The organism is Bacillus sp. Bvel1 (assembly GCF_014872755.1).
Classification (GTDB): Bacteria; Bacillota; Bacilli; order Bacillales; family Bacillaceae; genus Bacillus; species Bacillus velezensis.
The window spans coordinates 956,149-969,573 of record NZ_JAAOBZ010000007.1; the positions used below are offsets into that span (position 1 = coordinate 956,149).

General features: G+C 47.0%; 12 protein-coding genes and 1 other annotated feature. Of the genes, 2 read left to right on the forward strand and 10 right to left on the reverse strand.

The window, feature by feature from the left end:
- Positions 1–13 precede the first annotated feature (13 nt).
- Entirely contained in the window at positions 14–1,312 is a 1,299-nt protein-coding gene (melA, locus tag HAP68_RS13990) for an alpha-galactosidase MelA (RefSeq protein WP_003152304.1), read from the forward strand.
- Between the two features lie 36 nt (positions 1,313–1,348).
- Here the strand turns inward: melA and HAP68_RS13995 are convergent, their stop codons facing one another.
- From HAP68_RS13995 to HAP68_RS14010, 4 genes are all read right to left on the reverse strand, one after another.
- Positions 1,349–1,825, reverse strand: a complete 477-nt coding sequence (locus tag HAP68_RS13995; protein ID WP_079005010.1) for a GNAT family N-acetyltransferase — start codon at positions 1,823–1,825, stop codon at positions 1,349–1,351.
- An 84-nt stretch (positions 1,826–1,909) separates the two neighbouring features.
- Complete coding sequence (locus tag HAP68_RS14000; protein ID WP_003152299.1) at positions 1,910–2,221, reverse strand: rhodanese-like domain-containing protein; 312 nt, start codon at positions 2,219–2,221, stop codon at positions 1,910–1,912.
- A 116-nt stretch (positions 2,222–2,337) separates the two neighbouring features.
- The gene (gene leuS / locus HAP68_RS14005) at positions 2,338–4,752 is read right to left on the reverse strand and encodes a leucine--tRNA ligase (protein WP_003152297.1); all 2,415 of its coding nucleotides are present in this window, start codon (positions 4,750–4,752) and stop codon (positions 2,338–2,340) included.
- A gap of 109 nt (positions 4,753–4,861) precedes the next feature.
- Positions 4,862–5,075: a binding site (T-box leader), on the reverse strand.
- A 102-nt stretch (positions 5,076–5,177) separates the two neighbouring features.
- A complete protein-coding gene (locus HAP68_RS14010; protein WP_015418038.1) occupies positions 5,178–5,513 on the reverse strand; it encodes a DUF4257 domain-containing protein in 336 nt (111 codons plus the stop codon).
- 389 nt (positions 5,514–5,902) lie between these two features.
- On the opposite strand from HAP68_RS14010, the gene ytvA reads away from it, so the two are divergent.
- A complete protein-coding gene (gene ytvA / locus HAP68_RS14015; RefSeq protein WP_003152294.1) occupies positions 5,903–6,688 on the forward strand; it encodes a YtvA family blue-light photoreceptor in 786 nt (261 codons plus the stop codon).
- Positions 6,689–6,728: 40 nt separating this feature from the next.
- Here the strand turns inward: ytvA and HAP68_RS14020 are convergent, their stop codons facing one another.
- The 6 genes from HAP68_RS14020 to HAP68_RS14045 form a co-directional block, all read right to left on the reverse strand.
- Entirely contained in the window at positions 6,729–7,913 is a 1,185-nt protein-coding gene (locus tag HAP68_RS14020) for an MDR family MFS transporter (RefSeq protein WP_014305612.1), read from the reverse strand.
- A gap of 195 nt (positions 7,914–8,108) precedes the next feature.
- On the reverse strand, positions 8,109–8,819 hold the full coding sequence (locus tag HAP68_RS14025; protein ID WP_015387829.1) for a YwaF family protein: 711 nt from the start codon (positions 8,817–8,819) through the stop codon (positions 8,109–8,111).
- 106 nt (positions 8,820–8,925) lie between these two features.
- The gene (locus tag HAP68_RS14030; RefSeq protein ID WP_003152291.1) at positions 8,926–10,866 is read right to left on the reverse strand and encodes an FtsX-like permease family protein; all 1,941 of its coding nucleotides are present in this window, start codon (positions 10,864–10,866) and stop codon (positions 8,926–8,928) included.
- Complete coding sequence (locus HAP68_RS14035) at positions 10,863–11,618, reverse strand: ABC transporter ATP-binding protein (RefSeq protein ID WP_015387828.1); 756 nt, start codon at positions 11,616–11,618, stop codon at positions 10,863–10,865. The genes HAP68_RS14030 and HAP68_RS14035 overlap by 4 nt, the downstream gene beginning before the upstream one ends.
- Before the next feature lie 102 nt (positions 11,619–11,720).
- A complete protein-coding gene (locus tag HAP68_RS14040; protein ID WP_024085706.1) occupies positions 11,721–12,725 on the reverse strand; it encodes a sensor histidine kinase in 1,005 nt (334 codons plus the stop codon).
- A complete protein-coding gene (locus HAP68_RS14045) occupies positions 12,718–13,413 on the reverse strand; it encodes a response regulator transcription factor (protein WP_014305616.1) in 696 nt (231 codons plus the stop codon). Before HAP68_RS14045 ends, HAP68_RS14040 begins: the two co-directional genes overlap by 8 nt.
- Positions 13,414–13,425: the final 12 nt, after the last annotated feature.

Consider the following 13,425-nt stretch of genomic DNA (forward strand, 5'->3'; position numbering starts at 1 on the left):
GGAGGAATTTCTGTTGAAGAAAATTACGTTTATCGGAGCGGGGAGCACGATTTTCGCAAAAAATGTACTGGGGGACTGTTTACTGACTGAAGCATTAAACGGATTTGAATTCGCGCTTTATGATATTGACGCTGTACGGCTGAAAGAATCTCAGCTCATGCTGGAAAACATGAGAGACCGCTACAATCCGAGTATATCCATCATCTCCTACGATGACCGAAAACAGGCGCTTACACACGCCGGCTATGTGATAAACGCCATTCAGGTCGGAGGCTATAAACCCGCGACGGTCATTGACTTTGACATCCCGAAACGGTACGGTCTCCGCCAGACGATTGCCGATACCGTCGGAATAGGCGGCATTTTCCGTTCCCTCCGCACCATCCCCGTTTTATTTGACATCGCAAAAGACATGGAAGAGGTCTGCCCGGATGCGTGGCTGTTAAACTATACAAATCCGATGGCCTCTCTGACCGGAGCGATGCTCAGACATACAAATGTCAAAACGGTCGGCCTGTGCCACAGCGTCCAGGTCTGTACCAAAGATCTGTTCGACTCACTCGGCATGGATCACGAAGGTACGGAAGAACGCATTGCCGGCATCAACCATATGGCTTGGCTTTTGGAGATTAAAAAAGACGGAATTGATTTATATCCGGAAATTAAAAGACGGGCACGGGAAAAACAAAAGACGAAACATAAGGACATGGTGCGGTTTGAGCTGATGGATAAATTCGGCTGCTACGTGACGGAATCATCTGAGCATAATGCCGAATATCACCCGTATTTTATAAAAAGCCGGTATCCGGAGCTGATAGATGAACTCCAAATTCCGCTTGATGAATATCCGAGGAGATGCGCGGAACAAATCAAAAACTGGGAAACGATGAGAGACGGGATCATCAACAACCAAAACCTGACGCATGAACGCTCGAAAGAATACGGTTCGAGAATTATAGAAGCGATGGAGACGGGCCGTCCGTTCACATTCGGCGGCAATGTGCTGAATACCGGGCTGATACCGAATCTGCCGGCGAAAGCGGTCGTTGAAGTGCCGTGCGCCGCCGTTAAAAACCAAATTATGCCGTGCTATTCCGGCGAACTTCCGGAGCAGCTCGCGGCGCTCAACAGAACAAACATCAACACACAGCTTTTAACCATCGAAGCGGCCGTTACACTAAAAAAGGAAGCCGTATATCAAGCGGCCATGCTTGATCCGCATACGAGCGCCGAGCTTTCCATGAATGACATCATCTCTTTGTGCGATGACTTATTTGAAGCGCACAAAGACCGGCTTCCGGCTTATCACTGATCATTCGCGATCCGGTCCCGGGCGGGCCGGACGCTTTTATATGTTCAGCACCAGTTTGACCGTCTGTAAGGTGTGTCCTTTAAAATCCTCTTCAAATTCACATACCCTTTGAAACCCTTTCGCTTGATAAAAGGATAAGGCGATGCGGTTCTCTTTTTCTGCATGGACATAAAGCTTTTTTACCCCGCCGGACTGCCTGATGCATTCTTTAAGAAGTGCCGTGCCTATCCCGCTTCCCTGGCAATCCGGATCAATATAGATGGCGGTCAGCTCCGCATTTCCGTCTTTTTGAACCGGGGTGGCATTTGCAAAACCGAGCACTCGCCCCTCTTCTTCCGCCACAAAGAATAAAGAATGCAAGAGCCGGCGTTCCATCATCTCATCCTGATAGGCGGATTCGAGAAACTGATCCTGAATGTGTCTGGGAATAATCCCTTCATACGTATGATGCCAGCTGCGTTCTGCGACTTGCCGGACCTGTTTGATATCGTTTGTTTTCATCGCGCGGATCATCGGTTTCACCTGATTCGCCTCCCGTTTTTTTATAAAAAAAGAAGAAAAAGACGCACGTCCCTTTTCTTCTTTCACTTCAAAGCGTTATTTCTTCGGCTTTGTTTCGCCTTCCCACTCCAGCATGCCGCCTTCAACATTAACTGTACGGAAGCCCTGCTCATGTAAATACATACAAACGTTCATGCTTCTTTTTCCGGAACGGCAGATAAATACATATTCCTTGTCCTTGTCTAACGCATCCATCTTCTCAGGGATGTCCCCCATGCGGATATGAACGGCCTCCGGAATCATTCCTTCGGCAACTTCTTCGTCTTCTCTGACATCAATCAGATACAGCTCTTCTCCCGCTTTTAATTTTTCTTCCAGTGCGGCTGTGCTGATTTCATTTATTTTCAATGTGTGACACTCCCATTCATCTTTATGGTGTTAAGTATACCAAAGCCCGCGGTGCAATTTCTATGATAGAGGCCTGATAAAAAAGCCCCTCTCTGTAGGAGAGGGGCTTCGTCCGGTCAGTTTGCCACGATATTGACAAGCTTGCCCGGTACGGCAATAATTTTTCGGATCGTTTTTCCTTCAAGCTGCTCTTTTACTTTTTCGTCAGCTTGTGCGAGCTGTTCTAACGCTGCTTTATCAGCATCAGCCGGAACCATTAATTTCGCTTTTACTTTTCCGTTCAGCTGGACGACGATTTCCACTTCATCGTCCACCAGTTTTGATTCGTCATAAGCAGGCCAAGCCTCGTATGCAATCGAACCTTCGTGGCCGAGTTTTTCCCACAGTTCTTCCGCCAAATGCGGCGCAACAGGAGAAAGCAGCTTCACAAAACCTTCGATATATTCTCTCGGCAGTTCATTCGCTTTGTAAGCTTCATTAATGAACACCATCAGCTGAGAAATGCCCGTGTTAAAACGAAGGGCTTCGAAGTTTTCTGTCACTTTCATGACCGTTTCATGATAGACGCGCTCAAGAGTTTCGCCCGCGCCTTCTGTCACTTTACCCGTCAGTTCGCCGTTTTCCTCGATAAACAAACGCCATACGCGGTCAAGGAAGCGGCGCGCTCCGTCAAGGCCTGATTCAGACCAGGCGATAGATGCGTCAAGCGGCCCCATAAACATTTCGTACAGGCGAAGCGTATCTGCTCCGTGAGACGCCACAATTTCATCCGGATTGACGACGTTTCCGCGGGATTTACTCATTTTTTCATTGTTTTCCCCGAGAATCATCCCTTGGTTATACAGCTTTTGGAACGGTTCTTTCGTCGGCACGACACCGATATCATAGAGGAATTTATGCCAGAAACGAGCGTACAGAAGGTGAAGCACGGCATGCTCCGCTCCTCCGATGTAAATATCAACGGGCAGCCATTTATCCAGTTTCTCAGGTGAAGCGAGCTGATCCGGATTTTTCGGGTCGATAAAGCGGAGGAAATACCAGCAGCTTCCCGCCCATTGCGGCATCGTGTTCGTTTCTCTTCTGCCTTTTCTGCCCGTTTCAGGATCAGTGACTTCCACCCACTCTTTAATGTTGGCAAGCGGTGATTCACCTGTTCCGCTCGGTTTGATCTCATCGGTTTTCGGCAGAATCAGCGGCAGCTCTTCCGCCGGAACGGCTGTTGACGTGCCGTCTTCCCAATGAATGACCGGAATCGGCTCGCCCCAATAGCGCTGGCGGCTGAACAGCCAATCACGCAGACGGTATGTCACTTTTTTCTCACCGTTTTTCGTTTCTTCAAGCCAGGCGATCATTTTTTCAATCGCTTCCGCTTTATTCAGTCCGTTCAGAAAGCCGGAATTGACATGTTCTCCGTCTCCCGTGTACGCTTCTTCTTCCGTGTTTCCGCCTTTTACGACTTCTTTGACAGGCAGGCTGAACACTTTGGCGAATTCAAAATCACGTTCGTCATGCGCCGGCACGGCCATTACAGCGCCCGTTCCGTAAGAGGCGAGGACATAATCCGCTATCCAGATCGGCAGCTTTTCCCCGTTTGCAGGGTTTACGGCATATGCACCTGTGAAGACGCCCGTTTTTGTTTTCGCAAGATCCGTCCGTTCCAGGTCACTTTTCGCCTGAACTTCTTTAACATAAGCGTCTACCGCTTCTTTTTGTTCAGGCGTCGTGATGGCCTCCACAAGCTCATGCTCAGGAGCCAGTACGGCATAAGCCGCGCCGAACAGCGTGTCCGGTCTTGTCGTAAACACCGTAAACGTGTCATCAGTGCCGTCGATCGCGAAATGCACGTTTGCGCCTTCTGAGCGTCCGATCCAGTTGCGCTGCATGTCTTTAATGCTTTCCGGCCAGTCAAGTTCTTCTAAATCTTCAAGAAGCCTGTCTGCATAAGCGGTGATTTTCAGCATCCATTGTCTCATCGGGCGGCGTTCAACCGGATGGCCGCCCCGCTCGCTTTTGCCGTCAATGACTTCTTCGTTCGCAAGCACCGTTCCGAGCGCCGGGCACCAGTTGACCGGCACTTCGTCTACGTATGCGAGCCCTTTTTCGTACAGCTTGGTGAAGATCCACTGCGTCCACTTGTAATAGTCCGGATCAGTCGTATTGATTTCACGATCCCAATCATAAGAAAATCCGAGTGATTGGATCTGGCGGCGGAAATTATCTATATTTTGTTTTGTGAACTCAGCCGGATCATTCCCCGTGTCAAGCGCGTATTGCTCGGCAGGAAGCCCGAACGCGTCCCATCCCATCGGATGAAGCACATTGTACCCTTGCATGCGTCTCATGCGAGAAAGGATATCGGTTGCCGTATAGCCTTCCGGATGTCCGACATGAAGGCCGGCTCCTGAAGGATACGGAAACATGTCAAGCGCGTAAAACTTCGGCTTGTCATTCTCTTCACTGACGGCGAACGTTTTATGATCCAACCAGTAATTCTGCCATTTCTTTTCTATTTTTTCGTGCTGAAAACTCAACGTAAAAACCTCCTTCTGATTGAATACGGCGTATGTAGTCCAAGTATTGACGGGATGAGGAAGATTATATTCAGATTATTCTAAAACTAAAAAAAACTCCCTCATCCCTAAAAGGGACGAGAGATTTTTGTTTCCCGCGGTACCACCCTCGTTAGCGCGGTTTTAAGCCGCACTCACTTGATACTTTTAACGCAGTTATGCGTCAGCGGTTTTGCCGCTGCAACTCTGAGGCGAGTTCGGAAACAGACTTGATTGACTTGCACCGGCCGTCAATTCTCTGAGTGCGAAATCTGCTTCTTACTGCTCCTCTTCACTGTTCTTATCGCTACCGTAATCTTACCTGTATTTTATAGAATTCTGTTCATAAGTGCAAGCAGGTTTGTATACAATGGGAATGTACCCGGAACGGGTCGTGAGCGGGGATATTATTTTGATGGAGGATTTTTTTGCTGGTGTGGTTTTGCTTCGGCCGAATCACTGTTTTGTTCTCTGACAAAATCAAAGCTCCTGAGAACAGCTTCTCCGCCGTAGCCTGCGATTATGGATAAGATGACGAGTTGAATTCCTGAATCGGGGTCAGCGGATAAGACAAGTAAGATGGAAGCAGCCATTCCGATAAAACCATCTTCCAAAAAACCGAGATAGATAAACCGCTTTGTCATTCTGGGTTTCTCCAGCCTGCCTCTCTTTTTCACATGACCGAGAACCCCCATGATGCCTCCAATTACACAAGCAATTATTACCTGATGCAGCATCTTCATCACCTTCCTAAAGCCCTTATTTAGTAAAGCGACTTCAGGCCATCCAGCCCCCTTACGAATACGATGATTTTCGATATCTACATACCGGCGATTGAGCAGGAAAGTAAAAAGCTTGTTTCTTCCATTATATGTGAACACATGATCGGTAAGCTTGATGCATTAGATTCATTTTTCACCCAGTGACAATGACCTAGTCACTTACTTAGCGATGATGTGCCTTCCCCTTATATATTCAGTGTATATGAGGACAAGCCCGAATGACAAATTGCAAACTTCGGCTGCTTGAATCAGAACATATGTTATGCTACGGTTACTGTAGATTCATTTAAAAAGGGGAGAAACAACGGCTGAAAAAAGCGTGCAGCTTTACGGCCAAAAGGGGGTTTTACATGGCTGACTCAAATGTATCCGGAAAACTGGAGCAGCTGGAGCTTATCAAAAAGGCGCTTGATCACGCACGCATCGGCGTGGTGATTACAGACCCCTCTCTTGAGGACAATCCCATCATATATACAAATCAGGGATTTATGGATATGACAGGCTACGCTTCCGAAGAGATATTAGGAAAGAACTGCAGATTTCTGCAAAGCAAAGAAACCGACCGTCAACAAGTCGCGAAAATAAGAAAGAGCTTAAACCAGAAAGAAAAGATCACGGTGCGGCTGAAAAATGTCAAAAAAGACGGCACCCCGTTTTGGAATGAACTCAACATTGATCCTCTGTATGTTGAAGACAAGCTCTATTTTGTCGGTTTTCAAAAAGACATTACAGAGCAGAAAGAATACGAAAAGCTCCTGGAGGATTCCCTCACAGAAATCACGACGCTGTCAACACCGATTGTTCCGATCCGAAACGGCATCTCCGCCTTGCCGTTAGTGGGAAACTTAACGGAAGAACGATTTGATTCAATTGTGACAACTTTGACGGACATATTAACCGCATCTAAAGATGATTACTTAATTATAGACTTATCAGGTTTGGCCGAGGTAAACGAACAGACGGCAGACCAGATTTTCAAATTGCACCACCTGCTTAAATTAATCGGCACAGAACTGATTATCACCGGGATCAAGCCTTCCCTCGCCATGAGAATGAATCAGCTTGATGCCAGCTTTTCTTCATTAAAGACGTATTTAAACGTTAAGGACGCCGTCAACGTGCTTCCGGTCGTATAAACAAAAAAATCCCGCCGAAACAGCGGGATTTTTTATGTCGTCATCGCACTTGGACGTTTTGTTTATTAACGGTTTTCAGGCGTTTGTCGTACAGCACCGTCGCTGCGATGCTGACAACAAGAAGCACCATCAGGATCAACAGCAGCACGCTCATGCCGTACTGATCAACCAGCACGCCGCCAAGGAGCGGCCCGATCATTCTGCCGCCCGTCGCCGCACTGTTGACGAATCCTTGGTAAAACCCTTCTTTCCCCTTAGGCGCAAGCTGATTGGCAATGGTAGGAACGGCAGGCCAGACAAGCATTTCTCCGACGGTTAAAATCACCATTGCGGTGAGGTACATCGGAAATTGCTTGGCGCTAAGAAGCACGCCGAACGAAACGATAAAAATACAAAAGCCGATGACCATCTGCGTTTTTAACGCGCCTGACCATTTTTTCAGAACAGCTCCTATGAGAGGCTGTCCGGCGACAATTAATATTCCGTTTACGGTCCAGAGCACACTGTATAATGAAAGCGGCATACCGATGCTTTGAGTATGTGACGCAACGGTTGTGGACCACTGCGAATAGGCAATCCACCCGAGAACATACCCGCCGCTCAATATGAGAAGCGCCGTAAATTTCGTTCTGCTGCTGACAGGCTCGTAGTCCAGAACAGAAACCTGGCTCGCATTTCCGGTTTTGATATTTCGAAACCCGAAAAATACGATAAGGAAAAACAGCACATACAGCAAAGCATTGGCTAAAAACACGTACGTAAACGAGTACGCCGCAACCATCCCGCCGAGTGCCGAGCCCACGGCGACACCTGCGTTCTGAGCTACATAAATCGCATTAAAAGCTCTCCGCCCGCCTTCTTTCCATACCGCTCCCGCCATGGCGTAACTGGCCGGAAACACGATACCGGAACCGAAGCCGACAATGATGAGCAGCCAAATATAAACGGGCCATTGGTGAAACAGAACGAGTCCGAGAAGACTTGCCAATGTGATCATAATGCCCAGCATAATGGATTTGAATCCGCCGATTTTATCAAACAAAAATCCGCCGCATAAATTCCCCGCCACACTGGCCCCGGAATTCAGCATCAGAACAATCCCCGCAACAGTCAGCGATTTCCCTAAATGATTATGAATATAGATCGTATTCAGCGGCCACAAAAAAGATGCGCCCGTCACATTGATAAACATTCCGATGATTAATATCTTCAAAGCGCGCGGCATACCGATCCCCCTCTCTCTATAAAAAACCCCATGAAAAAACGGAAACCGCAAGCCGCGGCTCCGTATCGATCACGTTATCATAGCACATTCATTCTATCGCCGCGGACGTCTTTTTTCAACATCAGAATCTGAAAAAAATAATGCCGGAATGTTGAAAAAATTACAAATGATTGGATTCGCAAAAACAGGCCGGCTTCATGCTCTTTTCCTCAGCAGCCAAAACGGAATATACAGAATGAAGAAGCTCAATATCACCGCCGCTTCCATTGATAGAAGATACCACGGCCAAGGTCCGAAAACATTCAGAAGCGAAGCGGTCTTCGGTTTTTTCATTAAATATAGATAATTTGCATTCAGCACACGATCAATAAAAAAGACACACGCCCCGTACAGATTTACGATCAGCACCGACACCCACAGCCCGCGCGCCGACGGCCTGTACCTTTCTGAAGCGGCCATGAATAGACAGGTAAGAAAAACACAGCCGTGGGAGACGAAAAACACGATGTACCGAAAATGCGGGAAAGAATACGCCCCTAAATCAGGTGTTGCCATCGCCTGTACGGCGCTGCCCAAACCGGCAAAATAGAGGAAGGCGAATAGCTTTTTGCTTTTTGTCATGACCATCAGCATCGCCAAATAGACGGAAAGGTCGCTCAGCTGCAGCGGCAGAGCTGTTTTCAGCGACCAGGCATGATGACAAAGCAGCCATATATGATAGCTGATCTGCGACACGGCAAGGAGAATGAATAGTACATAGCGGATCATACGGCTCTGGTTGAGCTTTTTCCGGAATACGATCACGCCCGCCCCCAGCAATCCGATGATCAACAATGTGAAAATGTGTTCCTTGGAAAAAAGATGAAAGGCCCCTGTTTCAGATTTCAATTGAAAATACTTCTGCATAAGGCTCCCCCGCGCGAAAAAATGACGTATGTCTATTCTTTTAAAAATCGCTTTCTTCTATTCATACAAAAAAAGCCTCCGCTTATGCGGAGGCTCCTCAATTGTTTTACAAGGCGGATTGAATGACCTTTTTATAATACAGCACCGACAGCATGCCGAAGATGGAGTACAGCAGCGTATACAGCGCCATGACGATGATCATCGGCGTCCACACTTCCGTTCCGAATAAAAACCATCCTGACTGAACGGCAAAATAGCTGTGGAACAGCCCGAGAACGAGCGGAATCCCGAAATGATACGCCTGCTTCCGGCGGATGCCTTTCAGCAGATCTCCCGTTGTGAAGCCGAGCTTCCGCAATATCGTATAATCAGCCTTCTCATCCTCACACTCGCCCATTTGTTTAAAATAAAGGATACAGCCTGAGGTGATCAAAAAGGTTAATCCCAAAAAGCCGACAATAAACATGATCAGCCCCATGTTTTTCTTTTGCGTGTCAGCCGTTTCAAATTGTGAAAGCGCACCGTCTGAATAGTGCTGCGCCTGAAACAGACCATCAGCTTTTTGGATGTCCTCTTCTCGTTTGAGTGTAATGCCGAAAAACCGATTTGATTTTCCCTGGATGGACGGGTCGATATCTTTCTCGATCCGGTCGAATACCTGCTGCGTGACGATAACGGTCGGCAACCCTCCGCTTGTAAATGTATATGACAGGAGGAAGTCGTTCTTCAAGCCCTTATACGCCAGCGGTATTTTATCCGTTTTGCCGTTTATATCAATGGAACCCGACGTTTTCAGGTCGAGGAATCTTTTCATCATATCATTATATCCGGTAAACACGGCTTCTCCGTCAGAAAGCTCCGTCCCTTCTGCATCTTTCTCGCTTATAATCGGCAGCGCCAGGCTGGACGGGTCTTGTTGAAAGCTTTTCATGTCGCCGTTTATAATGTTCTTCATATTGACACCGGCTTGAATGGTCTTGATTGTTTTTACTTTGTGTTCAATTCCGTTTTTCTTCAATAAAGCGGTAAAAGAGTCAGTCTCCTTTTGGTTATCAAACGCAAAGTCCGCGGCTGTATTTTGCTCAGCCGATTTTTCCGCGGAGTAGTACGAGATATAGCTTAAAGACAGCAAACCGATTGCCAGCGCCGAAAGAGTCGTAATAATCGTCAGCAATACGGCGTTTGACTTCATCCGGAACATGATGGATGACAAAGACAGCACTTCACTGACATTCAGATACCCGCCTTTTGATTTCCGGATGAGATTTGCCAGAAAGCTGACCGAACCTTTATAAAACAGATAGGTTCCGATAATGACCGAGCCGAGAATAAACACCATGGCCGAAAACAGTTCATTCATGCTCGTAAAACTGCCTCCGAATAAATCCGCGGACACGGCATAGCCGGCGATAATGGCCGCAATACCGACAACGCCGATCAACATCTGCACCCAAGAAAGCCGTCTTATGCCGCTTTCTGACGATGACGCGGTTTTAAATAAAGACAAAATGCTTTGCCGTTTAATAAATAAGTAATTCATCATCATAATCAGCACGTAAATTGCCCCGAACACAATTAACGTCTGAACGAGCGCCTTGCTTGAAAAAAACAGTGAGACAGAGGCTTTCACACCGACTGTATGAAACAGCATCATCATACATAATTTCGAGAGGGAAAAGCCGGCGAAAATACCGATCCAAATCGATCCGAAATACAAAATGAAATTTTCTGCGCTGAGTATGCGGAAAATGTGCATTTTCGTCATCCCGATTAATCGGAATAAGCCGATTTCCCGGCCGCGCCGTTTAATAAAAATGGTGTTGGCATATAAAAGAAATACCGACACGATCGCCACAAGCAGTACAGAGGCGGCCCGGATTGCCGCCGCTCCTTTTATGGAGCTTTTCATTTCATCAAGCGCAGGATCGTATTGCATCGTGACAAACGCGAAATAAAGGGCGGCGCTGAACACCAGCGCAAAAACGTAAAGATAATAGTTTTTCATATTCTTTTTCAGGTTCTGGAAGATCAAATGATGAATACTCATGCCTGAACCCCGCCCAATACACTTTGCGTTTTCATAATATCCTGAAAAAAGTCCGGTCTATCCTGACCGCCTTTATTCAGCTGCGTATACACACGGCCGTCTTTAATGAAAACCACACGTCCGGAATAGCTGGCGGCAACCGGATCATGCGTCACCATCACAATGGTGGCGCGGCGTTTTTGATTCAGGCGGCTGAGTTTATTCAATAAATCCGTGGCAGCCTTTGAATCGAGCGCTCCGGTCGGCTCATCAGCAAAAATAATGCCCGGCTCGTGAATAACAGCTCTTGCGGCAGACGTCCGCTGTTTTTGTCCGCCGGAAATTTCACTCGGATACTTATGTCTCAAATCATAGATCCCAAGCTCCTCTGCCGTCTCGGCAAATCGCAGGTCCGCCTCTTTCTTAGACATTTTCGTAATGGATAACGGCAGGAGTATGTTTTCCTTCACGGTCAGCGTGTCCAATAAATTATAATCCTGAAAAATAAAGCCGAGATGCCGTTTTCTGAATTCGGCAAGCTGTTTTTCTTTCATGGATGTAATCTCCGTCTCGTTCAGTTTAATGGTGCCCGCGCTCACTTTATCAATGGAGGAAAGCACATTCAAAAGGGTCGTTTTCCCTGATCCTGACGGGCCCATAATGCTGACGAATTCCCCTTTGTGAATCTGAAGATCAATTCCTTTCAGCACCTCTTGTTTATTCAGCTTGTTTCCGTAGCTTTTTTGGATATTGCCTGCTTCTAAAATCATCACGTTATGATTCTCCTTTTACATTGGTTATCTTTATTTTAAAAACAGAAGCCGTTTTTTTCGTTTGATTAAGCGAACAAAAGAGAAAAGCATGTGACACTTTTGTCACACGCTGAACATGCTGACGGCATCGTTCTGTTTTGGAAACACCAAGGTAAAAACCGTGCCGCTTTCCGGCTCAGAGCGCACGCTGATCTGGATGAGAAGCGGAGCCGCGGCTTTTTGAGCCAAATACAGGCCCATCCCCGTTGACGCGTGATCTCGCCTCATTCGCGTCGAGGTAAATCCTTTTTCAAAAATGCGCGGAAGATCTTTGGGCTCGATGCCGATGCCGCGGTCTTCGATATCGACATGCACCCGGCCGTTTTGTTCATAGCTTTTTACGGTAATGTCATCCGCTTCACTGTATTTGACGGCATTGCTTAACAGCTGCCTGATGATGAAGGAAAGCCATTTTCCGTCACTGTGAACGTCCGGCGAATCAAGCTGAATGTCAAACCCGATCCCTTTTTGTATGCACCATGATTGCAGGTTTTTAATTTCTTTGAAAACGAGCGGTCTGAGCTGAATGCGCTGGAATGATAAATCATTTTCAATAAAGGACAATCGTTTCTGATGAAGCTGCTGGTCCAGGAGATGGTGAATCCGCAGCCATTCATACAGCAAAGGGGGTTTCAGCGGCTGTTCATCAAGGCGCTCGATCATGAGATGCATCGCTGTCAGCGGTGTTTTGACCTCGTGAATCCATGACATCAGATCATCCTTTTCATGCTCTGACGCCGCCTGAAGATCAAGTGAGCTTTTTCGTAATTGCTCTGTCTGCCCTTCAATGCTTTCTTCAACGATAGACTCAAACGGACTGTCAGGCGCTTTAAGATAAGACATGTCTAAATTGGCGTCCCACTCTCTTAAGCTTTTATAATAGGCGGTCTCTTTACGATAGCGGAACAAGAGAAATACAAGAAACACAAGAAGCGACAGGTAAACAAAATACAGCACCGAAAAAAACGGAATAGACGGATCAATATATGCCGCAAAAAGGAGCACAGCCTGCTGCAAAAGAAACATCGCGATCCAGCTTTTTCTTTCGAGCAGAAATGATTTAATCATAAAGACCGTCTTCCTCCTTTGCGATGTATCCCTGCCCCACCTTGGTTTCAATCATTTTCCCGATGCCTAATTGATCGAGTTTTTTCCGCAGCCGGTTGACATTCACCGTCAGCGTATTATCACTGACGAAACGCTCATCATTCCATAGGCTTCTGATGAGTTCTTCCCGGCTGACGATTTTATTTTTCTGCTCAGCCAGCAGTTTTAAGATCAGCATTTCGTTTTTGGTCAGTTCGACCGAACCGTTTTTACGGCTGACCGTGTTGGTTTCTGTGTCAATGACCGCCCCGCACCATCTTTTCATCAGCGCCGGTTCTGTGCCGTATTGGTGCACACGGCGGAACACCGCCTGTATTTTCGCGATTAACACATCAAAGTGAAAAGGCTTCTGAATAAAATCATCTGCCCCGAGCTGCATCGACATGACCATATCCGCGGGATGATCGCGCGAGGACAAAAAGAGAATCGGCACGTTTGATTGGGAGCGTATCATTCTGCACCAATGAAAGCCGTCAAATTTCGGCAGCTGTACATCAATGATCACCAAATCAGGCTTAATTTCAGTAAACTCCCGGATGACCCGGCTGAAATCCTTTATTCCGTGCACCGCAAATGACCAGCCTGTTAATCTCTCCTTCATCTCGTGAAACAAAGTGTTATCATCTTCTATTAACAAAATGTGAAACATGGTATCCGCCCT